Below are 23,697 nucleotides of genomic sequence, written 5' to 3'. Positions count from 1 at the left end.
TCCGTCCGGTTCGACCGGTCCGTCGTCGTCGGCACGAACGTGAGGACTACTGATGAGCGACCCGATCATCGTCGTGGGTGCGGGCCCGGTGGGGCTGACCGCCGCGTTGGAGCTGGCCAGGCGCGGGGTGCCGGTGCGGATCGTCGACCGGCTGGCAGAGCCCACCACGGAGTCGCGCGCCATCGTCGTGCACGCCCGCAGCCTGGAGATGTTCGAGCGGCTGGGCCTGGTGGACGAGCTGATCCGGGCCGGGGTCCGGACCACGGGGATGGAGATGCACGCGGACGGCGAGGTGGTGGCCCGGATCGCCCTCGACCTGGTGGACAGCCCGTTCCCGTACTCGGTGACCGTCGCGCAGACCGAGACCGAGCGCATCCTCACCGCGGCGCTCGCCGGTCACGGCGTCACCGTCGAGCGCGAGGTGACCCTGACCGGCCTGACGCAGGACGAGCACGGCGTCCAGGCGGTGCTGGAGCACGCCGACGGGCGTCAGGAGGCCGCCGGTACGGGCTGGCTGGTGGGCGCCGACGGCGGGCACAGCCGGGCACGCAAGCTGGTCGGCAGCGCCCTCGCCGGGAAGTTCAAGGGCGAGAAGTTCCTGATGGGCGACGTGAACGCCGACCACGACCTCGACCCGCACAGCATGTACACCTTCTTCTCGCCGCACGACGGCCCGCTGCTGGTCTTCCCCATGGAGGGGGACCGGCTGCGACTGATCGCGAACATCCCCACGGACGAGCAGCGCACCGCCACCCGGGAGTGGCTGCAGCAGGTGGTGGACGAGCGCGCCGAGCGCCCGATCCGCATCCGCGACTCCCGCTGGCTCACCGTCTTCGAAGTGCACCACGCCCAGGTGCCCGAGTACCGGGTCGGCCGGGTCCTGCTGGCCGGCGACGCGGCGCACGTGCACAGCCCGGCCGGCGGCCAGGGCATGAACACCGGCATCCAGGACGCCCACAACCTGGCCTGGAAGCTCGCCCTCGTCAGCACCGGCCAGGCCGGCCCGGCCGTACTGGACAGCTACCACGCGGAGCGCCACCCGGTCGGAGCCCAGGTGATCCAGTTCGCCGGCACGCTCACCCGGGTCGCCACCCTCGCCAACCCGATCGCGCAGAAGCTGCGCAACAAGGGGATGCACCTGCTCACCGGCCTCGCCCCGGTCCGCCAGGCGATGGCCGACCGCACCGAGGAGACCGCGGTCGCGTACCGCAGGAGCCCGATCGTGGTCCGGGGCCGGGGCGGCGGCGACCTGCACGCCGGTGACCACCTCCCCGCGGCCGGCCCGGAGCTGCGCGCGGCGCTCGCCGGAGCCCACGAGCACGTGCTGCTCACCGTGGCGGTCGACGGCTCGGCACCCGCACCGGTGAGCGGTATGACGGTGCGTCAACTGCTGGTCGGAGCCGCCGCCACCGCCCCGACGGGCTACGACGCCGCGCTCCAGGACCCCGACGGCCACGCGGCCGCCCGCTACGGCCTGCCGAACGGCGGCCGGATCATGGTCCGCCCGGACGGCTACGTCGCCGCGATCGCCCCGCTGGACGACGACGCGCCGCTGCACGCCTACCAGGCGCTGCTGCGGGCGTAGCACCGCCGCCGGGGTGGGCTCCGCCTGCCCACCCCGGCCACGGCGCGGGCGCCTTCCCCGATCACCTGGTCGCCGAGGTCGGTCTCCTCGAGGCTTCGAGCCGCTCGCGCAGGGCTAGCAGGTCAGGTGGGCGATGATCGTGCCTCGTTCGTTGTGCGAGGTGTAGATCCAGAACTGGACGTCGGTCTGGTACTGCTGGGCTGTGCCGCAGGCGAGGTTGAACGGGTAGTCGACGCGTCTCGTACTCACCCGCCCGAAGGAGGGGTGCGCGAAGTCGTGCTCCTCCTCGCCCCAACCGGAGCCGTTGGCCCCGGTGAAGCCGAACCCGGCGGCGTCCGCACCCGGAGCGGAGTAGCGGACGCTGAGGTAGACCAGCTGCCCCTCCCGATAGGTCGACCATTCGGTGATGATCGGACTCGGTTGGCCGGACGCCGACTGGGGGTTCTGCGCTGTCGGCTGCGCCGGGGCGGTGCCGGTGACGGCTGACGACGGGGGGTGCGAGGCCGGGGTACTCCCGTCTCCAGCGGCCAGGGCCCAGGCGAGCCCGGCGATGGCGAGCGCCGCCAGCAGGCCGCCGATCGTGACCAGTAGCTTCGTCCGGCCCGGGTGTTCGGCGCGGGAGGCGGCGGTCGGCGGTGGCGCGGGCTGGTGCGTGGCCGTCGCCCCCTGCGGCGGGACCACCCACGTAGCGGGGTGGTCCCGCCGCGGGGCCGCCGCCCCCGCGGCCACCTCGTCGAGCATCCGCTGCACCCGGGTCGCCGTCGGCCGTTCCTGCGGGTCCTTGCGCAGTAACGCCTCCAGCACGGGGGCGAGCGAGCCGGCGTGTCGCGGTTCGGGCAGCGGGTCCGAGATCACGGCTTGGAGGGTGCCCAGTGTGGACGCACGCCCGAACGGCGAGCGGCCCTCGACGGCGGTGTACAGGGTCGCGCCGAGAGACCACAGGTCGGCGGGCGGCCCGGGCCGTCGGCCGGTCGCGCACTCCGGGGCGAGATAGTCGGGCGAGCCCACGAGGTCGCCGGTGCGGGTGAGGCCCGGAGAGTTCTCCAGCAGCGCGATGCCGAAGTCGGTCAGCACGACCCGGCCGCCGCGCTCGATCAACACGTTGGCGGGTTTGACGTCGCGGTGCAGGATGCCCAGCTGGTGGGCTTGGTCCAGCGCGGAGACGACCGCCAGGCCGATCCGGGCAGCGTCCCGCGGCGGCAGGGCACCCTCGGTGGCGAGGATGTCTGCGAGCGACCGGCCGTCGATCAGCTCCATGACGATCCAGGGCCTGCCGTCCTCCTGCAGCACGTCGAAGACGGTGACCACGCCCGGGTGCCTGATCCGGGCGGCGGCCCGAGCTTCCTGCCGCAGTCGGGCGCGCAGTACTGACAGTTCCCTCTCCGTCGGGCCGGCGCCGCTGATGACCTCCTTCACGGCGACCTCGCGGTCGAGCAGCTCGTCGTGGGCCCGCCAGACCGTGCCCATGCCGCCGTGGCCGAGCTGCTCGACCAGCCGGTAACGCCCGGCGAGCAGCCGTGCGCCGCCTTCGGCTTCGTCCGCAGGTGGCTGTGTCATGGTGGTCCTGTCCGCGCGCCGGATCGGCTGCGCCCGGCACGCTCGACGGCCCTGCTCCCGTGCATGGGCGGGCCCGTGCGACATCGGCTCCCGTAGGCGGTCGGGCCCCGTGCGTGGCCCGGTCCCGTACACGGTCCAGTCCCGTGCGTCGTCGGGCAGGAGCGGGCTCCACCCCATTCTCCCGCCGCCGCACGCCACCGGCCAACCGGTCCGTCTCCGCCGATCGGCGCCCGGACGCTGCCGTGGCACCCCGGACCGGGCACGCGCCGCTGGTCGATCACCCGGTTCCGCGCGGTTCGACCTGGACTCCGCACCAGTCGGCCGGGTCGTGATGTGGCGCACGATCCCTTGACCGGATCTTTGCGGTTTCGCCATGATGAGCCGTCATGTTCTGACTCCGCCGTCGGGGGAAGTCCGGTCCGAATCCGGCGCTGACCCGCAACGGTAGGCCGCCGACCCGCGTCGGTGGCGAGCCCGAGTACCCGTCGGCGGAGGTGTGTCGTCCCCTCCTCCCGTCGTGGTCTGCGGGCCGGAGCTCCGAGGGCTGCCCCGGCACGTTGCCGACGTCCTTCGGGCCCCTGCGGCCAGGCCCGGAAAGGCACTCCATGCCCGCGCTCCGCCGCACCCTCCTCCGCCCGCTCGGTCTGCTCGCGATACCCGCCCTCGCCCTCGCCACCGCGCTTCCGGCCGCCACCGCCGCCCAGGCCGATGCGACGTCGTCCCGGACCGTCCGTCCGGACGCCGCCGCGGCCGGCTGGCTGGCCCGGCAGCTCGTCGACGGGGACCACTTCGAGTCCGTGTTCAACGGCACCGCCTACCCCGACCAGGGCCTGACCGTCGACGCCGTGCTCGCCTTCGCCGCCTCGCACAGCTCCGACCAGGCCGCCGCCAAGGCCACCGCCTGGCTGGCGAAGCCCGAGGTGATCAGCGGCTACCTCGGCGACGGCACCAACGAGGCCTACGCGGGCGCCACCGCCAAGCTGCTGCTGGCCGTCGAGGTGCGCGGCGGGAACCCGGCGGGCTTCGGCGGGGTCGACCTGCCGGCCCGGCTGCGCTCGCTGCAGACCGCCGAGGGCCGCTTCTCCGACCGCTCGCAGTGGGGCGACTACAGCAACGCCTTCGGCCAGTCGCTGGCCCTGATCGCCCTGCACCGCACGCCCGGTGACGCCCCGGCGGCGGCCGTGGACTTCCTCGCCAACAGCCAGTGCGCGGACGGCGGTTACCCACTCTCCTTCGGCCAGACCGCCTGCACCAGCGACCCGGACGCCACCGCGCTGGCCGTCCAGGCCCTCGCCGCCACCGGCCGCACCGCCAACGCGAACACCGGCCTCGGTTGGCTCGTTGCGCACCAGAACGCCGACGGCGGCTTCGCGGCGGCCGGGGCGACCGCCTCCAACGCCAACACCACCGGCCTGGCAACGCAGACGCTGCTGGCCGGCGGACACTACGGCACCGGCCTCAAGGGCTGGAGCCGGCTGGTGAAGTTCCAGCAGGGCTGCTCCGCCGACCCGGCGGTGCGCGGCGCGGTCGCCTACGACGCGTCCGGCTTCAACGGGGCCACCGGTGCCCGGGCCACCGCCCAGGCCGTCCTCGGCCTGGCCGGCACCCCGCTGGCCACCCTCTCGGCCGCCGGGGCGCGCCCCGACGCGCCCACCCTCGCCTGCCCGGCCCCGGCCCCGGCCGCACGCTGAACTCGCCTGACATCAGGAGGACTTCACTCATGACTGGTACCTTCACCCGGGCCCGTGCGGCCCGCCGTGCGCTCGGCTCCGTCGCCGCCGTCGCGGCTCTCACCGCCGGCCTGCTCGGCGTCTCCGCCGTCCAGGCCCCGCAGGCCCGGGCCGCCGCCTGCGACGGCACGACCGGGGTCACCGTCGTGGTCGACTTCACCGCCGTCGGCGGCGGCATCGAGACCGGCTGCGCCCCCGGCGACCCGGCCAGCGGGCTCGCCGCGCTGACCGGCGCCGGATTCTCGTACGCCTTCCACCCGCGCTTCCCGGGCTTCGTCTGCAAGATCAACGCCTTGCCGACGACCTGCACCAACCCGACCGGCAGCGCCTACTGGTCGTACTGGCACGCCCAGCACGGCGGCCTCTGGTCGTACAGCAACCTGGGCGCGGGCAGCTACAACCCGGCGCCCGGCGACGTCGAGGGCTGGTCCTTCGGGGCGGGCGCCCAGCCGGGCGTCACGGCGCCCTGACACCCGCCCGCCGGCAGGCTCTCGGCCGTCCCGGGGCGCCGGCGCGCCCGCCGACGTTCCGGACCGGCGGCACCGTGGCGACGCGGGTGCCGCCGGAGCCCGGACAGGGGTTTGACGGTCCGTTGACTCCGGATCCAGCACTGTGGTCTGATGAAACGATTTTTGCCCTCGGCATTCAGGGGAAGCCGGTCCGACTCCGGCGCTGACCCGCAACCGTAGGCCCACCACCCGGTGGGTGAGCCGGAATGCCTGGACCGGGGGCCTGTTCACAGAGCACTTGCGTCGTCGCGGACTACGACGCGGTCAGGGCGGTCCCCCCTTCCCGGGGTGACCGCAGGCTGCGCCGTTGTCTCCCGCGTCGACCGACCAGGGAGTCGTCGTGAGGGTCAGCACCAGTCGCACACGTCACAGGAACCGGGACCTCGCGTCGCTGGTGGCCGCCGGCGCCGTCACGGCCGCCGCCTGCGGCACCGTCCTGCTCGGGCACCCCGGCGCCGCGACCGCCGCCCCGGCGCCGACCGCCACCAACGGCGCCCCGGCGGCCACGTCCGCCGGAAGGACCCCCGACGCTGCCAAGGGCAGCGCCTACCTCACCGACCCGGCCCGCCTGATCGACGGCCGCTACTACGAAGGCTTCCCGGCCTTCGCCGACTTCGGCCTCACCATCGACGGGGCCTACGCCCTCGCCGCCACCGGCACGGACGACGCCGCGCTGCGCAGGATCGTCGACTTCCTGGACCAGCAGGGCAAGGACGCCAGCGAGCGCACGGTCAACGACTGGACGGCCATCGGCACCGAGTACGCCGGCGGCGGCTCGATCGGCAAGGAGGCCCTGCTCGCCGAGATCGCCGGACGCGACCCGCGTGCCTTCGGCGGCCACGACCTGATCGCCGCCCTCGCCGGCCTGGTGTGCACCAAGGCCGACGCGAACACCGGCTGCGACGCCCCGGGGAACTACACCTACGCGACCTCGGTGTTCTCCCAGGCGCTCGCCGTCATGGCCCAGCTCCGGGCCGGGGAGTCGACCAGCGCGGCCCCCGCGATCGCCTACCTGAAGGGCCTCCAGCACCCGGACGGCTCCTGGCCCAGCCTGATCCCCGCCACCGGCGACTCCGACGTCGACAGCACGGCGATGGCCGTGATGGCCCTCGCCCTGGTGCCCGGAGGCGAGGCCTCCCAGGCCGTGGAGAAGGGGCTCGGCTGGCTCGCCGCCCGGCAGCTGCCCGACGGCGGCTTCCCCGGCGCGGCCGGGGACTCGACCAACTCGGCCGCCCTCGCCGTCCAGGCCATGACGCTGCGCCAGTCCTCGTACGGTGCGCAGATCGGCAAGGCGCTGGACTTCCTCGCGGGCCAGCAGAACGGCGACGGCGGGTTCAACGTCGCCGCAGCGGGGCAGCGGGGATCGGACGTCCGGGCCTCGACGCAGGCGCTCGGCGGTGCGACCGGCATCTCCTTCGGCACGCTCTCCCGGAACCTGAACGGAACACCGACGCCGACGCCGACGCCGACGCCCACCGGGACGGGCACCCCGACCGGCACACCCACGGGTACACCGACAGGTACGCCTACGGACACCCCGACCGGGACGCCCAGCGGGACTCCCTCGGGCACGCCGAGCCCGACGGGCTCCGCCACGACGACCGCGCCCGCCCCGGCGTCCACGTCGCCTTCGACTCTGCCCTCGACCTCGCCCTCGACCTGGCCCGATGGGCTCGACATCCCGGCCGGGGACGGCCGAGCCCCCGCCGACGGCGCGCCGGCCCGGACCGGTTCCGGCAGTCTCGCGAGCACCGGGAGCCAGGCCCTGGCGCTGACGGCCGGCGCCGGTGCGCTGACCGCGCTCGGCGCCGCGGCCGTCCTGGTCGCCCGTCGCCGGGCCGGTGGCGCCGCGGGGCGGCACCGGTGAGCCGGGGACCGGGGTCGCGCTCCGGGCGGCTGTCCGGGGCGGCGGCGCTGACCTTCGCCCTCGCCTGCGGCGGCGTCGCGGGGGGCACCGCCCCGGCGTCCGCGGCGCCGCTGCCGATGGACCAGTGCACCCCGACCACCGGCGTGGTGCTGGCCGTGGACTTCGGGAAGTGGGGCGGCCCGCTGCTGCGTTCCTGCGGGAGCACCCCGACCACCGGCTACGCCCTGCTCAACCAGGGCGGTTGGAAGACCACCGGCACCAGCCACGACGGCCCGGCGTTCATCTGCCGGATCGGGTACAGCGGCTTCCAGGGCGGCAAGCAGTTCCCGACCCCGGACCAGGAGAAGTGCGTCCTGACGCCCCCGGCCACGGCCTACTGGTCGTACTGGCACGCCGACCCCGGGCAGTCCACCTGGTCGTACAGCCAGCTCGGCGCGATGCTCTACCAGCCCAAGCTCGGCAGCGTCGACCTGTGGATCTTCGGCGGGACGAACATCGAGGGCACCGAGGGCCGCCCGACCGTCTCGCCGGACAGCCTGCGCGCCCACGACACCACGCCGGGCGGCTCGGGCACCGGCGCCCAGCAGCCTCAGCCACCCCAGCCGCCGGCGGGCGGCGGGTCGACGGGTGCCACCGGTACGACCGGCGGCAGCGGCAGCGGCTCCGGCTCTGGCAGCGGCTCCGGCGCCGGGGCGGCTTCCGGCGGCGGTACCGGCCGCGCCCCGGCCCCCGCCAAGCCCCAGCCGGGCGGAGCCCGTCCGCCCGCGCCCGCCACGACCCCCGGCACCGCCGCCACCCCCGAGGACGGCATCACCCCGCCCGGGGCGCCCGAGCCGGCGCCCGTGCCCGCCACCGTGGTGCCGGTCGAGCCGTCCGCCGCGCCGCCCACGGACACCCCGAGCGAGCAGCCCGGCCCGCAGGCGGCGGCGGCCGCGCCGACGGCCGGCCCCGCGGTGCCCGGCGGGGTGATGGACGCCGCCCCGGTGGCGGACGCCCCGCACGACTCCGGATCGATGCTCCCCGCCGTGGTCGGCGCCGTCCTGGTCGTGGCGCTCGGCGTGGCCACCGTCGTCACCGCGCGCCGCCGCCGACGGGCCGAGTGATCGCGTGACCGTGCTCGACAAGCGGACCGTGCCCGACCCCGTGACCGTGCCCGACGAGCGGACCGGGGGAGGCCGGCGCAGCCCGCGCAACCTGCACCCGCTGGCCTGGTGGACCTGGGCGCTGGCCCTGGCGACGGGGGCCAGCCGCACCACCAACCCGCTGCTGCTCCTGCTCGTCCTCGCCGTGCTCGGCTACGTGGTCACCGCCCGCCGCAGCGAAGCCCCGTGGGCGCGCGGGTTCGCCTACTACCTGTGGCTGGCCCTGACCGTGGTGGCGATCCGGGTGGTCTTCCGGTGCGTCTTCGCGACCGGCATCACCCCGCAGGACCACCTGCTCTTCTCGCTGCCGCACATCCCCACGCCCGCCTGGTACGCGGGGATCCGGATCGGCGGCCCGGTGTCGCTGGAGGCCACGCTCTCCGCGGCCTTCGACGGGCTGCGGCTGGCCTGCCTGATCTGCTGCATCGGCGCCGCCAACACCCTGGCCAACCCGAAGCGGGCCCTGCGCGTGCTGCCGGGCGCCCTGTACGAGCTGGGCGTCGCCGTCACGGTCTCCCTGAGCGTCGCGCCGCAGCTGGTGCAGAGCGTCCAACGCGTCGCGCGGGCACGCCGGTTGCGCGCCGGGCAGCGCAAGGGCGTGCGCGCGCTGCGCGGCATCGTGGTGCCGGTCCTGGAGGACGCGCTGGAGCGTTCGCTGCACCTGGCCGCCGCGATGGACTCGCGCGGCTACGGCCGCTCCGGCACCGCCTCGCGCCGCTCCCGCCGGCTCACCGGCGCGCTGATGCTGCTCGGCATGTGCGGCCTGTGCGCCGGGGTGTACGGGCTGCTGGACGGGACCGCCCCGGCTGCGCTCGGGCTGCCCGCCTTCGTCGCGGGTGCCGTGCTCTGCGTGGCGGGCCTGCTGCTCGGCGGTCGGCGGGTGCGGCGCACCACCTACCGGCCGGACCGCTGGCGGGCCGCCGAGTGGGCGGTCGCCGGGTGCGGGGTGACCGCCGCCGTTCTGCTGTTCGCCACGGTCGGCTACGACGCGACCGACCTCAACCCCTCGCTCTACCCGCTGACCTGGCCGGCGCTGCCGCTCGTCCCGGTGCTCGCCCTGCTGCTGGCGGGCGCCGCCGGGATCGTCTCCCCGCCGCCCGGGCGTACGCCGGAACGAGCAACCGACGCCCGCCGAACCGGCACCGACCGCACGACCTCCGAGGTGAGCACGTGATCCGATTCGACCGGGTCGGCGTGGTGTACGACGGCGAGACCACGCCCGTCCTGCGCGACGTCGACCTGCACATCCCGGAGGGCGAGCTCTGCCTGGTGGTCGGCCGCACCGGCGTCGGCAAGTCGACCCTGCTCGGCGCCGTCAACGGCCTGGTGCCGCACTTCACCGGCGGCACCCTGCGGGGCCGGGTCACGGTGGACGGCCGGGACACCGCCCACCACCCGCCGCGCGAACTGGCCGACGTGGTCGGCGTGGTGGGCCAGGATCCGCAGGCCGGCTTCACCACCGACACGGTGGAGGAGGAACTGGCCTACGTCATGGAGCAGTTGGCCATCCCGCCGGAGGTCATGCGCAAGCGCGTCGAGGAGACCCTGGACCTGCTCGGCCTGGCCGAGCTGCGCCACCGCGCCCTGTACGAGCTCTCCGGCGGGCAACAGCAGCGCGTCGCCATCGGGTCCGTCCTCACCGCCCACCCCCGCGTGCTGGTCCTGGACGAGCCGACCTCCGCGCTCGACCCGACCGCGGCCGAGGAGGTGCTGGCCGCGGTCACCCGGCTGGTGCACGACCTCGGTGTGACCGTGCTGCTCGCCGAGCACCGGCTGGAGCGCGTCGTCCAGTACGCCGACCGGGTCGTCCACCTGCCCGGCGACGGGACCGTCGTGCACGGGCCGCCGGCGGAGGTCTTCCGGGAGACCGCGATCGCGCCGCCCGTCGTCGACCTCGGCCGGCTCGCGGGCTGGCAGCCGCTGCCACTGTCCGTACGGGACGCGCGCCGCGCCGCCGCGCCGCTGCGGGAGCGGCTCACCGACGTGCCCGTTCCCCCGCCGCGCCGGGCAGCGGTGGCGGGGGAACGGGTGCTGGACGCCCGGGGGGTGGTCGTCCGGTACGGTCCGGTGGCCGCCGTCCGGGAGGTCGGGCTGGAACTGCGGGCGGGCGAGGTCACCGCGCTGATGGGCCGCAACGGCTCCGGCAAGTCCTCGCTGCTGTGGGCCCTGCAGGGCTCCGGCCCCCGCCAGGGCGGCAGCGTGAAGGTCACCGGCACCGAGGGCGAGAAGCCCGAGGACCCCAAGCGGCTCTCCGCGGCCCGGGCCCGGCAGCTGGTCGGGCTCGTCCCGCAGACCCCCACGGACCTGCTGTACCTGGAGACGGTCGCCCAGGAGCTCGCCCAGGGCGACCTCGAAGCCGGCCGCACCGGCGGGCCGAGCGCACGGCAGATCCTCGACCGCCTCGCCCCCGGCATCCCGGACGGCACCCACCCCCGGGACCTCTCCGAGGGGCAGAAGCTGGCCCTCGTACTGGCCATCCAACTGTCCGCCGCACCACGGGTGGTGCTGCTGGACGAACCCACCCGGGGGCTCGACTACCAGGCGAAGGAGGCGCTCACCGGCATCGTGGACGCCCTCGCCGCTGAGGGCCGGGCCGTCGTGGTGTCCACCCATGACGTCGAGTTCGTCGCCTCCGCCGCCGACCGGGTCGTGGTGATGGCGGAGGGCGAGGTCGTCGCCGACGGCCCCACCGCCGAAGTCATCGTCGCCTCACCGACCTTCGCCCCGCAGACGGCCAAGATCCTCGCGCCCCTGGCCTATCTGACGGTACGTCAGGTCGCCGGAGTGCTGGAGACCGCGGAGACCCCCCGATGACCGCCGTCCGGATCCCGGGCCGGGCCCGGGTCGTGGTCGCCCTCGCCGCCTTCATCGGACTGACCGCCTTCACCTGGCCCTTCGTCGTCGCCCCCGGGAAGTTCGGCTCCGCCTACGCCCCGCCGCTGATCTTCGGCGCCCTGCTCGTCCTGGTGCTCGCCGTCGTGATCGCGGAGATCTCGGCCGGCGGCATCGACGCCAAGGCCCTCGCCATGCTCGGCGTGCTCTCCGCCGTCAACGCCGGACTCCGCCCGCTCGGCGCCGGGACGGCCGGGGTGGAGACCGTCTTCTTCATCCTCGTCCTGGCCGGCCGGGTCTTCGGCCCCGGCTTCGGCTTCACCCTCGGCTGCACCTCCCTCTTCGCCTCCGCCCTGCTCACCGGCGGCGTCGGCCCCTGGATGCCCTACCAGATGTTCGGCTGCGCCTTCGTCGGCATGCTCGCCGGGCTGCTACCGAAGGTCCGACGGCGCCGCTGGGAGGTGCCGATGCTGGCCGCCTACGGGGCGTTCTCCGGCTACCTGTTCGGCTTCCTGCTCAATCTCTCCTTCTGGCCGTTCTCGACCGACCCGAACAGCTCCATCGCCTACCTCCCCGGCCTGCCGTTCACCGAGCAGTGGCACCGCTACCTGCTGTTCGACCTCGCCACCTCGCTCGGCTGGGACACCGGCCGCGCCGTCACCACCTTCACCGCCGTCCTGGTCGTCGGACCGGCCGTCCTCACCGTCTTCCGCCGCGCGGCCCGCCGCGCCAACTTCGAGCCGACCGTCCGGTTCGAGGCCCCGGACGCGACCGGAACGACCTGACACCCCGGCGGACGCGTCACCCGCGCGTCCGCCGGGGTGTCAGGCCGAGGTGCGGTGGCCGGGCGGTTCAGCCGGTGCGGTGGGCGTGGAAGCCGCGGCCGCTCTTGCGGCCGAGGAGGCCCGCCTCGACCATGCGGGAGAGCAGCGGCGGCGGGGCGTACAGCGGCTCCTTGTACTCCTCGTACATCGAGCGGGCGATCGCCTCGACGGTGTCCAGGCCGATCAGGTCGGCGAGGGCGAGCGGGCCCATGGGGTGGGCGCAGCCGTGGACCATGCCGGCGTCGATGGACTCGGGGCTGGCGTGGCCGGCCTCGGCCATCCGGATCGCGGCGAGCAGGTAGGGCACCAGCAGGGCGTTGACGACGAAGCCGGCCCGGTCCCGCGAGTGGACGACGTGCTTGCCGAGGACGTTCGCGGCGAAGTCCTCGACCCGGCCGACCACGGCGGGGGAGGTGTGCAGCGAGGTGACCAGCTCGACCAGGGGCATCACCGGTGCGGGGTTGAAGAAGTGCAGGCCCAGGACGTGGGAGGCCCGGCCGGTGGTGATGCCCAGGCGGGTGACCGGGATGGCCGAGGTGTTGGTGGCCAGCACGGCGTCCTCGTCGACGAGGACCTTGTCCAGGGTGGTGAGCACCTCGGTCTTGACCCGCTCGTCCTCGACCACGGCCTCGACGACGAGTTGGCGGTCGGCGAGCGCCTCCGGGTCGTCGGCGAACAGCAGGTGGGCCCAGGCGTCGGTGCGCTGCCGCTCGCTGAGCCGGCCCCGGTCGACGGCGCGGTGCAGGGAGCAGTCGATCCGGGCCCGGGCGGCGCGCAGGGCGTCCCGGCCGTTCTCGCAGACGACGGTGTCGAGCCCGGCGCAGGCGAAGACCTCGGCGATGCCGGAGCCCATCAGCCCGGCGCCGACGACCGCGACGCGGCGAATCTCGTTCATGGTGTGCACTGCCTCCGTGGTGGGGCGGCTCAGGCCGCGGTGCGGATCCGTACGAGGTGGCGGGCGTAGGCCTCGGTGGTGAGGAAGGCGGGCAGGTCGGCGCCGAGGGAGGTCTCTTCCAGGATGCGTACGGCGTCGTCCACCCGTGCCGGGTCGCAGCCCTCGGCGAGCAGCGCGGCGCGTTCCCGGTCGATCAGCCGGCGCACCAGGTCGGGGGTGGCGAGTGAGCCGCCGGTCAGCCGGGTGCAGTGGTGCTGCCACTGCCAGATCTGGCAGCGGGCGATCTCGGCGGTGGCGACGTCCTCCATCAGCCCGAAGACGGCGACCGCGCCGGAGCCGCCGAGCCAGGCCACCAGGTAGCGCAGGGCGACCGCGACATTGGCGCGCAGGCCCTGCTCGGTGGGCAGCCCGGCGGTGAGCCGCTGGACGCCCAGCAGGTGGGCGGCGGTGACCTCGACGTCCGCGCGGGTGCGGTCGAGCTGGTGCGGGCGGTCGCCGAGGACGGCGTCGAAGGCGGTGCGGCAGGTGTCGACCAGGCCGGGGTGGGCGACCCAGGAGCCGTCGAAGCCGTCGCCGGCCTCGCGCTCCTTGTCGGCGCGCACCTTGGTCAGGGCGACCGCGTCGGCGGCCGGGTCGCGCTGCGGGATCGCGGCCGCCATGCCGCCGATGGCGTGGGCGCCGCGCCGGTGGCAGGTGCGCACCAGCAGGTCGGTGTAGGCGCGCAGGAAGGGCTGGGTCATGGTGAGGGTGGAGCGGTCGGGCAGGACGTACCGGGGGCCGTGCTGGGCGAAGTTCTTGATCAGGCTGAACAGGTAGTCCCAGCGGCCCGCGTTGAGACCGGCGGCGTGGTCGCGCAGCTCGTGGAGGATCTCGTCCATCTCGAAGGCGGCGGTGACGGTCTCGATCAGGACGGTGGCGCGGATCGTCCCGTGCGGGATGCCGAGCTCGGCCTGGGCGAAGGTGAAGACCTCGTTCCAGAGGCGGGCTTCGAGGTGGTTCTCCAGCTTGGGCAGGTAGAAGTACGGTCCGGAGCCGGCCGCGATCTGCGGCCGGCCGCAGTGGAACAGGTAGAGGCCGAAGTCGACCAGGGCGCCGATGGCCGGGCGGCCGTCGATCAGGAGGTGCTGCTCGTCCAGGTGCCAGCCGCGCGGGCGGACCACGATGGTGGCCGGGGTGTCCCCGATGTAGTACCGCCGGCCCTCCGGGGTGGTGTCGTCGATCCGGCGCTCGATCGCGTCGATCAGGTTGAGCTGGCCGGAGACGAGGTTGTGCCAGGTCGGCGAGGTGGCGTCCTCGAAGTCCGCGAGCCACACCTTCGCACCGGAGTTGAGGGCGTTGACGGTCATCCGGCGCTCGGGCGGGCCGGTGATCTCCACCCGGCGGTCGTGCAGGCCGGGGCCCGCACCGGCCACCCGCCAGGAGGAGTCCTCGCGGACGGCGCGGGTCTCCGGGAGGAAGTCCAGGGTGCCGCCGGCGGCCAGCGCCGCGGCACGGCGACGGCGTTCCGCGAGGAGTTCGGCGCGGCGGTCGGCGAAGGCCTCGTGCAGACGGGCCACGAAGTCCAGGGCGGCGGGGGTGAGGATCTCGTCGAAGCGGTCCTCGGGTTCTCCGAGGATCTCGACGCGGCTGGGCTGGCTCATCCGGTTCTCCAGGAGGCGGGGGCAGGGTGGGAGGCAGGTGGAAGGCGCCCGGGGCCTCGTCCCTCAACGAGGCCCCGGGCGGCGGGTGGACGGCGGCTCGTCTCCGACGAGGCCGCCGGGGTCGGCGGTCGGGCGCCGCTGGGGTGGCTCAGTGGAACTGCTCGGCCTCGGTGGAGCCGGTCAGCGCGAGGGTCTCGGCGTTCGGGTTGAGTGCGGTGGAGACCAGGTCGAAGTAGCCGGTGCCGACCTCACGCTGGTGCTTCACCGCGGTGTAGCCGTCCGGCACGGCGGCGAACTCGGCCTCCTGGAGGTCGACGTACGCGGTCATGCCGTGCTCGGCGTAGCCGCGGGCCAGCTGGAACATCGAGTGGTTGAGGGCGTGGAACCCGGCCAGGGTGATGAACTGGAAGCGGTAGCCCATCGCCCCCAACTCCCGCTGGAACTTGGCGATCTGGTCGTCGTCCAGGGCGGCCTTCCAGTTGAAGGACGGCGAGCAGTTGTAGGCGAGCATCTTGTCCGGGTACTCCGCCTTGAGCGCCTCGGCGAACTCCCGGGCCTGGGCGAGGTCCGGGGTGCCGGTCTCCACCCAGATCAGGTCCGCGTACGGGGCGAAGGCGAGGCCGCGGGAGATCACCGGGGCCATCCCGGGCTCGACCCGGTAGAAGCCCTCGGCGGTGCGCTCACCGGTGCAGAAGCGGGCGTCGCGCTCGTCGACGTCGGTGGTCAGGAGGTTGGCGGCGAGCGCGTCGGTGCGGGCCACGATCAGGGTCGGCACGTCGGCGATGTCGGCGGCCAGGCGGGCGGAGTTGAGGGTGCGGATGTGCTGGGCGGTGGGGACGAGCACCTTGCCGCCGAGGTGGCCGCACTTCTTCTCGGAGGCCAGCTGGTCCTCGTAGTGGATGCCGGCCGCGCCGGCCGCGATCATGCCCTTGGTGAGCTCGAAGGCGTTCAGCGGGCCGCCGAACCCGGCCTCGGCGTCGGCGACGATCGGCACCAGCCAGTCCGGGCCGTCGTTGCCCTCGGCGGCGTCGATCCCGTCCGCCCGCAGCAGCGCGTTGTTGATCCTCCGCACCACCTGGGGAACGGAGTTGGCGGGGTAGAGGCTCTGGTCGGGGTAGGTCTGACCGGCCTGGTTGGCGTCGGCGGCGACCTGCCAGCCGGACAGGTAGATCGCCTGCAGCCCGGCCTTCACCATCTGCACCGCCTGACCGCCGGTCAGCGCGCCGAGGGCGTGGACGTAGTCCTGCTCGTGCAACTGGTTCCACAGGCGCTCGGCGCCGCGCCGGGCCAGGGTGTGCTCCTCGCGCACCGTGCCCGACAGCCGGACCACGTCGGCCGCCGTGTAGGTGCGCTCGATGCCCGCCCACCTGGGGTCGGAGGCCCACCGGGCGGCCAGCGCCGCCGCCTGCTGCTCCTGCTGCTGCCGAACCGACTGCGTCATGGGTCTGCTCCCGGGTGTTCGTTGCGAGATGTGCTTGCTGTGAAGCGCGCTCGTTGCGAAGGATGTGAGGCACCTCACCGCGAGGGTGAGTGGGCGGCCGGGTGGTGCCGGGCGGCGGTGGAACACCGCGGGACGTGGACGCCCGGACAGCCCACCCGACCGCGACCGACCAGGTGTTTCTCCGCTGTCCTGCGCACCTCCCGGCCGCACCACCGACTCTGGCAGCCCCCGGAGCCGCCGTCACCGGTGGACCACTGCCAACTTCTGCGAACGGTCGTCAGCGGATCTGCGAAGCCTGCGAAGGCCGGCCCGACCGTCGTGCGGCTAGGCTGCCCGCACCGGGTCGTCAGGTACGCACAGTGGGGAGAACGACGCCATGGGGAAGGCCTTCGCGGGCGCCAGGCTGCGCCGCCTGCGCGAGGAGCGCGGGCTCAGCCAGGCCGCGGTCGCCCGGCTGATCGACCTCTCGCCCAGCTACCTCAACCAGCTGGAGCACGACGCCCGGCCCCTCACCGTCCCCGTCCTGCTGCGGCTCACCGAGGCCTTCGGGGTCGAGGCCGGCTACTTCGCCCCGCCGGACAGCGCCCGGCTCACCGCCGAACTGCGCGACGCGCTCGGCGAGGAGCTGACGGCCGGCCGGGTCAGCACCGGTGAGCTCGACGAACTGGCGGCCCGACTGCCCGCCGTGGCACGGCTGCTGACGGACCTGGCCCGCGGCCGCCGCGACGCGGCCGAGCAGCTCGCCGTCCTCGTCGGGGACCGCGGCCCCGGGGCCGACGCCCGTACGCCGCACGAGCAGGTCCGCGAGTTCTTCTACCGCCGCCGGAACTACCTCCACGAACTCGACACGGCGGCCGAGGAGTTGGCGGAGGGCATCAAGCTGAGGCGCGGCGGGGTCAGGGAGGCGCTGGCCGACCGGCTCGCCAGCGCGCACCGGGTCCGCATCGCCACCGGCGGCGGACAGCTGCACCGGTACGACGAGCAGACCCGGACCCTGCACCTGTCCGACCGGCTGCGCCCCGGCCAGCAGGCCTTCCGGATGGCCACCCAGCTCGCCTACCTGGAACACGACGGGCTGCTGTCCGAACTCGCCGCCCAGGACAGCCCGGAGGCCTCCACCACCTGGTCGCTCACCCGGATCGGGCTGGCCAACTACTTCGCCGCCGCCCTCGTGCTGCCGTACACCGCCTTCCACGCGCAGGCGGAGGCGGCCCGCTACGACATCGAGCACCTGGCGGACCACTTCGGCGTCGGCTACGAGACGGTCTGCCACCGCCTGAGCACCCTCCAGCGCTCCGGCCTGCGCGGGGTGCCGTTCTCCTTCGTGCGCGTCGACCGGGCCGGGAACGTCTCGAAGCGGCAGTCCGCCACGGCCTTCCACTTCTCCCGTACGGGCGGCACCTGCCCGCTGTGGAACGTCTACGACGCCTTCGCCTCGCCCGGCCGGGTCCACGTCCAGGTCGCCGCGATGCCCGACGGCCGCCGCTACCTGTGGACCGCCCGCGCCGTCACCCGCTCACCCGGCGGCTGGGGCCGCCCGGGCAAGACCTTCGCCATCGGCCTCGGCTGCGAGCTCCGCCACGCCGGACGGCTGGTGTACTCCGCCGGACTGGACCTCGGCGACGAGGCCGCCGCCACCCCGATCGGCCTCGGCTGCAAGGTCTGCGAACGCCCGGCCTGCCCCCAGCGCTCCGCCCCGGCCATCGGCCGCCCCCTGGCCGTCGACGAGGGCACCAGCACCTTCGTCCCGTACGCCGCGCTCGAAGCACCGGGAGAAAGGTGAACCCCGCTGCCCTGGGCCATGGTTGGGGGAACGCCGAAGGCCGGCCGGGGCGACGTGGTGTCGCCCCGACCGGCCTCCGGCGTGGTCGGACGGTCGGACCGGTGACGGGCCTCAGCTCGCCGAGGCGGCCGTCTCGGGGGCCGGGTCCGAGCTGGTCTCCCGGACGGCCGAGGTGACCGGCTTCGGGTTGAGGAGACGTTCGGCGAGGTGGCCGAAGAGCAGCCCGAAGGAGGTCCAGAGGGTGAGCTGGATGGCGAGCGCCGCGAGGCGGAACTGCCAGAGCAGGGTGGCCGAGAAGTCCTCGGGCACCTCGTTGACCGCGGGCAGGAAGGCGTAGGCGAGGCCGACCGCGACGGCGAAGCCGAGGACGGCGACGACGGTCGCGTACCAGGTGCCCAGACGGGGCGCGAGCCGCTTGCCGACGATCACCGCGGCGACCGCCAGCAGCACGCTGAGCGCCATCATCAGGAAGTACAGCGTGGTGCGCTTGCCGATGGTCTCCGGGTCGCCCACCGACGGCGGGTTGGCCGGGTACTTGAGGAACGGCACGACGTAGACCGCGACCAGCGCGACGCCGGACAGCAGGGCCGCCGTGGCGCGCGGGGAGAAGCGGCCGACCCGGCCGAGGGCGAAGCAGTAGGCGAGCGCGGCGATGCCGCCGAGCGAGACGCCGTAGATGAGAACGCCCGTGGCCAGCCCGGCAGTCGACTGCAGGGTGCGGCTGACGATCTCCATCGCGGGTTCGCCGGCGGAGTGGGCGTCCTCGTAGGCGATCGCCGCGTCCACCCGGGGCTCACCGAGCAGGTAGGCGACGACCAGGGCGAGCAGGCCGGCACCGAGGCCGGCCAGCATGCCGCGGACGAGCAGGGATCTGACGGTTGCGGAGTTCATGTGCGGGGGCCCCTGATCAGTGGCAGGGGAAACCGAGCAGGTGGCGGCCGTCGTGCACCCACTCGTGCACGTCCTCGCCGGAGATGAGGGAGGTGGCGCCCTGCTCGGCGCCGACGAAGTAGATGAGGGCCATCAGCAGGATGCCGAAGAACACGGCCCAGGGCAGGATCGCCTTGACGGAGATGGGGGTGATCGCCGGAGCGGCGGGGGTTGCGGTGGCGATGGGGTGAGCCATGGCCGACCTCCTTTGGGGAACACGCGTCCCGTTCGATGGAGCACACCGACGACGGAGGTGGGTCTGACTCGACCGGCCCGGGACGTCAGGTCCGGGGACGAGGCGTCGGGGGACGGGTTCACAGTGGCGCGACCGTGCCGGGTTCTCACCGGGCTTCCACGTACCGTCGTCTTGAGTTGTGGCAGGGACGGTACCGTGTCGCGGGTGCCCGGCCAAGGGTTTCGTACCGGCTCGCGGGCGCGCGACGGGCGCGCGACGGGCCACGAATTCTCGTCCGTATGCGCGCGACGCTGCAGCTGGGGGACAGGAGGAGGGCGAATGACCGTACAGGTGATCTTCGTCGCACCGGCGATGGGGGCGGAACTGCGCGAGGCCCGGTTCGGCGACGACGGGCCGCCGGACGAGGCGGGCCTGGCGGCCGCCCGCGCGGCGGCCGGCTCGCTGCCGGCGGTACCCCGCGGCTTCGCCTCCCCCTCGAACCGGTGCCGGCTCACCGCTGGTGCGCTCGGCGTCACCGCCGAACCGGACGGGGCGCTGGCCGACCTCGACGTCGGCGGCTGGCGGGGCCGCCGCCTCGACGAGCTCGCCGCGACCGAACCGGCGGAGGTCGCGGCCTGGCTGGCCGACCCGACGGTGGCGCCCCACGGCGGCGAGTCGGTCGAAGCCCTGTGCGCCCGGGTCGGCGGCTGGCTGGCGGCCGTGGCCGGGCAGCAGCAGGGCCGGGTGCTGGCGGTGGCCGAGCCCGCCGTGGTCCGGGCGGCCGTGGTCCACGCGCTCGACCTCCCCGCGGCGGCCTTCTGGCGGCTCGACGTCCGTCCGCTCTCCGTCACGGAACTGTCCGGGCGCTCGGGGCGGTGGAACCTGCGCTGCGGGGCCGAGCTGACGCACCCCTGAGCGAACGGTCCGCACCGCCGACCGTTCGTCAGCATGCGACGGGCGCGGGCGGCTCGACGGTGGCCCGGACCTGGGCTTTCGGGCTTCGTCACCGTTCTGTCATCACCGTGATCCGACGGGAACCGGCACCGCGGCGGCGGTGTGTATCGGGGGCAGATGCCGGCACCGACCCGGCACCACCCACCCTCGGAGGAACGTCATGCTGAACGCGCGGTACGGGAAGAACGCCAGAAGAGCCGTCGTCGCCACCGTCTCGGCCGCCACCGCGGCCCTGCTGCTCACGGCCTGCGGGCCCGGCGACGCCGGGGCGGGGACGGCCGCGGCCCCGACCGCGGCGCCCACTGCGGCGCCGACCTCGGCGCCCGGCGCCGCGCCCGGTGCGGGGGCGACCGCCCCGAGCAGCACGGCCCCGGCCCCCACCAAGGCCGGAGCCCCGTCCACCGGCGGACCGTCCACCGGTGGCCCGTCCGCCTCCGGCACCGCCGTTCCGGCCTGCGCGGCCGGCGACCTCAAGGTGGAGGCCCACCAGGCGAAGGTGCGGCCCGACGGTACCGGCGTGGGAGCGGCGATCGTCGCCTTCACCAACTCCTCCGCGCACCCGTGCACCGCGCAGGGCTTCCCGACGGTGGCCGGGGCGGCCAACGGCTCCCCGGACCACAACGCCCCGCTCACGGTGACCCACTCCGGCGCCGCCGCCCCGGTGCGGGTGGGCCCGGGCGGGAAGGCCTGGCTGAAGCTCACCTTCGTCCAGGTCCAGGGCGAGGCCGACGGCTACTGCGTCTCCGGAGCGACCCCGGTCGCCTACCCCACCCTCGTGCTCGGCCTGCCGGGCGCCGGCGCCCACCAGGTGGCCCTGGACGACGGCCTCTTCGCCGAGTGCGACAACAAGGTGACCACCACCGCCCTGCTGGCCACCAGCCCGTCCTGACCCGGCCGCCCCCGGGCCGGTCCGGGCTGATCCGATCCGGTCCGGGTCGATGCGGCCCGGCTGAGGAGACGTCAGTCCTGCCGGGAGCCGGCCGGCTCCCGGTCGGGTCAGGCCGCGGGCCGGGCCTCCGGGAGGGCGGGGATGTCGGCGACGCCGTCCAGCACGTAGGTGTGGGGGTGCCCGTCGAAGGCCTCGCGGGTGAGTTCCCCGGTCAGTACGCCGATGACGACCCCGGCCCCGGCGTTGGCGCCGGCCTCGACGTCGACGACGGTGTCGCCGGCGGTCAGCACCCGGCGGGTGTCGATGACGCCGGTCTTCTCCATCGCCCGGTGGATCATGTGCGGGGCCGGACGCCCGCGCGGGACCTCGTCCGAGGTGACGACCGCGTCCAGGTTGCCGCCCTCGCCGACGGACCAGCCGAGCGACTCCAGCAGCGGGTAGGCGACGTCGTCGCTGAAGCCGGTGGTCAGGGCCACCTTGATGCCGCGTCGGCGCAGCTCGGCGAGGGCGGCCTCGACACCGGCGATGGCCCGCGGGGGAGTGGTCCGGTAGGCCTCGCGCAGGAACCCGGCGAAGGCCGCGTAGCCCTCCTCGACCAGCTCCGGGGTCGGGGTGCCGCCGCCGAGGCGGACCAGGGCGGTGATGGCCTCGCGCTTGTCGGTGCCCATCCAGGTCTGGAGGTCGGCCTCGGTGACGGTCACGCCGGTCCGCTCGACGGCGGTGCGCAGCGCCCGGTAGACGGCACCGGCCTCGTCGATGGTGGTACCGGCCATGTCCAGGGCGGCGAGCTCGATCACGGTGTCAGTCCTCTTCGGTGCGGTAGCGGCCGATGACGGTACGGCCTTCGATGGTGTTCTCGATGGTGAAGGTGGCCATGGCCGGGAGGTAGCGGTCGTCGGCGTCCTCCAGCGGCACGCCCTGGCTCGACGTGGTGAGCCGGCGGACGCGCAGCAGCGGGTCGCCGACGGAGACCCGGAGCAGTTCGGCGTCCTGCGGTTCGGCGGCGACGGCGTCGATGGTGTGCCGGGCGCGGTGCAGGTCGACCTCGCGGCGCAGTAGTTCCTGGTAGACCGAGCCGGTGTCCGGGTCGAAGTCGAACAGGATGCGGCCGACCTCGTGGATGAAGGTGGAGCGTTCCAGCATGGCCGGGACGTCGTCCAGCAGCCGCAGCCGGACGAGTTCGACGACCGGCGCGCCCTCGGCGAGGCCGAGCCGGGCGGCCGCCTCCGGGGAGGCCCGGCGCCGGGCCACCTCGACGGTGCTCTGCCCGGGCTCGCGGCCGATGGTGCGGGCCCACTGGGTGAAGGACAGGAACGTGCCGAACGGCTGGGAGGGCGCCGTACGGCGGGCGACGGGCGGTTTGCCGCGGCCGCCGACCAGGCTGCCCTCGTTGCGCAGCAGGGCCAGGGCCTGGCGGACCGGGCCGCGGGAGGTGCCGAACTCGGCGCAGAGCTGCGACTCGCTGGGCACCGGCCGGCCCTCGGGCCACTCGCCGGACTCGATGCGGCGCTGGAACTCGGCGCCGAGCCGCTGGTGGAGAGGAAGGTCCTCACTTGTCTTCACAAGTCGACTATGACACCTGGGGGCGGAACTTCTCAAGGCGGACGACCTGGTTGTTTCCCAGAACAACCGCCCGCCTCCGATGGTGGTCGAGTGGATGAACGAACGGTAACTTGTATAGACACCTCTTGACGTCGAGGTCGACGAGCCCGGAATCTGGAGCCATGAGCAGCAGCACCGTACCCGCACCCGCCACCGCCGCCTCCCGCACGCACCCGACCGGCGACCCCGGCCGCAGCGACGTGGTGATCGTCGGCGCCGGCATCATCGGCCTGGCCCACGCCTTCGAAGCCCTGAGCAGCGGGCTGTCCGTCACCGTCGTCGAGCGCGACCGGCAGCCCGTCGGCGCCTCGGTCCGCAACTTCGGCCACTGCTGCATCAGCGCCCAGGACGGCGAACTGCTCGCCGTCGCCCAGCGCTCCCGGCCCGGCTGGCTGCGCGCGGCGAAGGCCGCCGGCATCTGGGCCGAGGAGGCCGGCACCCTGGTGGTGGCCCGGTCGGCGACCGAGGCGGCCGTCCTGGAGGAACTGCGCGCCGAGCGCGGCGGCGACGAGGTCGAGCTGCGCACCGCCGCGCAGACGGCCGCGCTGCTCGGGCGCGCCGACGGCGCCGACGGCGACCTGGTGGGCGGCGCGCTGCTGCCCGCCGACCTGCGGGTGAACCCGCGCGAGGCCGCGCCCGGCCTGGCCCGCTGGGTGGCCGGGCAGCCGGGCGGCCGGGTGCTGTGGGGCACCGCCGTCACCGGCGTCGAGAGCGGGACGGTCCACACCACCCGCGGCCCGGTCCACGGCGACCGGATCCTGGTCTGCGTCGGCCACGACCTGGACTACCTGTTCCCCGACGTCGCCGAGGACCACGAGGTCCAGCGCTGCCGCCTCACCATGGCCCGGGCCGAGGCCCCGGCCGGCTTCCGCACCGACTCCGCGGTGCTGACGGCCACCTCGATGCTCCGCTACGAGGCCTTCGCCGGCCGCCCGTCCGCCGCCCGGCTGCGCGAGGAGGTCCTCGGGCACAGCGCCGACCTGCTGGAGATCGGCGCCAACGTGATGCTCACCCGGCTGCCCGACGGCACGGTGCTGCTCGGCGACTCGCACCACTACGACGCCACCACCCCGCCGTTCGTCGAGGAGCGCACCCACGAGCTGCTGACCGCCGAGATCGCCCGGGTGCTGGGCGTGGAGCGGCTGCGGATCCTCGAACGCTGGCAGGGCGTCTACGCCAGCAGCCCGCGCGGCCCCCTGCTGGTGCGCGACCTGGCGCCGGGGGTGCGGGCCGTCACCGTGACCTCGGGCGTCGGCATGACGCTCTCCTTCGGCCTCGCGGCCGCCACCTTCGACGGCACCCTCGCCGCCACGGCCTGACCGGCCCGTCCGCCTTCTCCGAC

General features: G+C 74.6%; 20 protein-coding genes and 1 riboswitch. Of the genes, 12 read left to right on the top strand and 8 right to left on the bottom strand.

The window, feature by feature from the left end; translation table 11 throughout:
* The first annotated feature begins 52 nt into the window (after positions 1 to 52).
* On the top strand, positions 53 to 1,585 hold the full coding sequence (locus tag IE332_RS06380) for an FAD-dependent monooxygenase (protein ID WP_189914158.1): 1,533 nt from the start codon (positions 53 to 55) through the stop codon (positions 1,583 to 1,585).
* A 114-nt stretch (positions 1,586 to 1,699) separates the two neighbouring features.
* Here the strand turns inward: IE332_RS06380 and IE332_RS06375 are convergent, their stop codons facing one another.
* Entirely contained in the window at positions 1,700 to 3,142 is a 1,443-nt protein-coding gene (locus IE332_RS06375; protein ID WP_189914157.1) for a serine/threonine-protein kinase, read from the bottom strand.
* Positions 3,143 to 3,526: 384 nt separating this feature from the next.
* A riboswitch (cobalamin riboswitch) is annotated at positions 3,527 to 3,646 on the top strand.
* Positions 3,647 to 3,747: 101 nt separating this feature from the next.
* Here IE332_RS06375 and IE332_RS06370 point away from each other — a divergent pair.
* From IE332_RS06370 to IE332_RS06340, 7 genes are all read left to right on the top strand, one after another.
* Entirely contained in the window at positions 3,748 to 4,833 is a 1,086-nt protein-coding gene (locus IE332_RS06370; protein ID WP_189914156.1) for a prenyltransferase/squalene oxidase repeat-containing protein, read from the top strand.
* 29 nt (positions 4,834 to 4,862) lie between these two features.
* Positions 4,863 to 5,342: an SCO2322-related protein gene (locus tag IE332_RS06365; protein WP_189914155.1), complete on the top strand. Its 480-nt coding sequence runs from the start codon at positions 4,863 to 4,865 to the stop codon at positions 5,340 to 5,342.
* A gap of 379 nt (positions 5,343 to 5,721) precedes the next feature.
* On the top strand, positions 5,722 to 7,248 hold the full coding sequence (locus IE332_RS06360; RefSeq protein WP_229928371.1) for a prenyltransferase/squalene oxidase repeat-containing protein: 1,527 nt from the start codon (positions 5,722 to 5,724) through the stop codon (positions 7,246 to 7,248).
* The gene (locus IE332_RS40685) at positions 7,245 to 8,351 is read left to right on the top strand and encodes a hypothetical protein (RefSeq protein ID WP_373313681.1); all 1,107 of its coding nucleotides are present in this window, start codon (positions 7,245 to 7,247) and stop codon (positions 8,349 to 8,351) included. The genes IE332_RS06360 and IE332_RS40685 overlap by 4 nt, the downstream gene beginning before the upstream one ends.
* 10 nt (positions 8,352 to 8,361) lie before the next feature.
* Positions 8,362 to 9,564, top strand: coding sequence for a CbiQ family ECF transporter T component (locus IE332_RS06350; RefSeq protein ID WP_189914536.1), 1,203 nt, complete (start codon positions 8,362 to 8,364; stop codon positions 9,562 to 9,564).
* On the top strand, positions 9,561 to 11,204 hold the full coding sequence (locus IE332_RS06345; RefSeq protein WP_189914153.1) for an ABC transporter ATP-binding protein: 1,644 nt from the start codon (positions 9,561 to 9,563) through the stop codon (positions 11,202 to 11,204). The genes IE332_RS06350 and IE332_RS06345 overlap by 4 nt, the downstream gene beginning before the upstream one ends.
* Positions 11,201 to 12,007, top strand: coding sequence for an ECF transporter S component (locus IE332_RS06340; protein ID WP_189914152.1), 807 nt, complete (start codon positions 11,201 to 11,203; stop codon positions 12,005 to 12,007). The genes IE332_RS06345 and IE332_RS06340 overlap by 4 nt, the downstream gene beginning before the upstream one ends.
* Positions 12,008 to 12,074: 67 nt before the next feature.
* On the opposite strand, the gene IE332_RS06335 is transcribed toward IE332_RS06340, so the two are convergent.
* From IE332_RS06335 to aceA, 3 genes are all read right to left on the bottom strand, one after another.
* Positions 12,075 to 12,941, bottom strand: a complete 867-nt coding sequence (locus IE332_RS06335; RefSeq protein WP_189914151.1) for a 3-hydroxybutyryl-CoA dehydrogenase — start codon at positions 12,939 to 12,941, stop codon at positions 12,075 to 12,077.
* Between the two features lie 29 nt (positions 12,942 to 12,970).
* The gene (gene aceB, locus IE332_RS06330) at positions 12,971 to 14,581 is read right to left on the bottom strand and encodes a malate synthase A (RefSeq protein WP_229928370.1); all 1,611 of its coding nucleotides are present in this window, start codon (positions 14,579 to 14,581) and stop codon (positions 12,971 to 12,973) included.
* Positions 14,582 to 14,729: 148 nt separating this feature from the next.
* A complete protein-coding gene (aceA, locus tag IE332_RS06325) occupies positions 14,730 to 16,022 on the bottom strand; it encodes an isocitrate lyase (protein WP_189914150.1) in 1,293 nt (430 codons plus the stop codon).
* Between the two features lie 376 nt (positions 16,023 to 16,398).
* Between aceA and IE332_RS06320 the strand changes: the two genes are divergently transcribed.
* Positions 16,399 to 17,805 carry a short-chain fatty acyl-CoA regulator family protein gene (locus IE332_RS06320; RefSeq protein ID WP_189914149.1) on the top strand — a complete coding sequence of 469 codons (1,407 nt, stop codon included), beginning with the start codon at positions 16,399 to 16,401 and terminating at the stop codon, positions 17,803 to 17,805.
* 111 nt (positions 17,806 to 17,916) lie between these two features.
* Here IE332_RS06320 and IE332_RS06315 read toward each other — a convergent pair whose 3' ends face one another.
* Together IE332_RS06315 and IE332_RS06310 are read right to left on the bottom strand one after the other, a co-directional pair.
* Positions 17,917 to 18,696: a CbtA family protein gene (locus IE332_RS06315; protein WP_189914148.1), complete on the bottom strand. Its 780-nt coding sequence runs from the start codon at positions 18,694 to 18,696 to the stop codon at positions 17,917 to 17,919.
* Between the two features lie 16 nt (positions 18,697 to 18,712).
* Positions 18,713 to 18,931 carry a CbtB domain-containing protein gene (locus IE332_RS06310; protein WP_189914147.1) on the bottom strand — a complete coding sequence of 73 codons (219 nt, stop codon included), beginning with the start codon at positions 18,929 to 18,931 and terminating at the stop codon, positions 18,713 to 18,715.
* Positions 18,932 to 19,249: 318 nt separating this feature from the next.
* Here IE332_RS06310 and IE332_RS06305 point away from each other — a divergent pair, with 318 nt between their 5' ends.
* Together IE332_RS06305 and IE332_RS06300 are read left to right on the top strand one after the other, a co-directional pair.
* Entirely contained in the window at positions 19,250 to 19,825 is a 576-nt protein-coding gene (locus tag IE332_RS06305) for a histidine phosphatase family protein (RefSeq protein WP_189914146.1), read from the top strand.
* Positions 19,826 to 20,024: 199 nt separating this feature from the next.
* On the top strand, positions 20,025 to 20,753 hold the full coding sequence (locus IE332_RS06300; protein ID WP_189914145.1) for a DUF4232 domain-containing protein: 729 nt from the start codon (positions 20,025 to 20,027) through the stop codon (positions 20,751 to 20,753).
* Between the two features lie 107 nt (positions 20,754 to 20,860).
* Here the strand turns inward: IE332_RS06300 and IE332_RS06295 are convergent, their stop codons facing one another.
* Together IE332_RS06295 and IE332_RS06290 are read right to left on the bottom strand one after the other, a co-directional pair.
* Positions 20,861 to 21,550: a phosphonatase-like hydrolase gene (locus IE332_RS06295; RefSeq protein WP_189914144.1), complete on the bottom strand. Its 690-nt coding sequence runs from the start codon at positions 21,548 to 21,550 to the stop codon at positions 20,861 to 20,863.
* Positions 21,551 to 21,554: 4 nt separating this feature from the next.
* Positions 21,555 to 22,316, bottom strand: coding sequence for a GntR family transcriptional regulator (locus IE332_RS06290; RefSeq protein WP_189914143.1), 762 nt, complete (start codon positions 22,314 to 22,316; stop codon positions 21,555 to 21,557).
* A gap of 161 nt (positions 22,317 to 22,477) precedes the next feature.
* Between IE332_RS06290 and IE332_RS06285 the strand changes: the two genes are divergently transcribed.
* Positions 22,478 to 23,674: a TIGR03364 family FAD-dependent oxidoreductase gene (locus IE332_RS06285; RefSeq protein ID WP_189914142.1), complete on the top strand. Its 1,197-nt coding sequence runs from the start codon at positions 22,478 to 22,480 to the stop codon at positions 23,672 to 23,674.
* Positions 23,675 to 23,697: the final 23 nt, after the last annotated feature.

This window comes from Kitasatospora xanthocidica (assembly GCF_014656195.1).
Taxonomy (GTDB): Bacteria; Actinomycetota; Actinomycetes; order Streptomycetales; family Streptomycetaceae; genus Kitasatospora; species Kitasatospora xanthocidica.
Note: the sequence above shows the minus strand (reverse complement) of the source record. Positions and strands in the feature narration are given on the sequence as shown.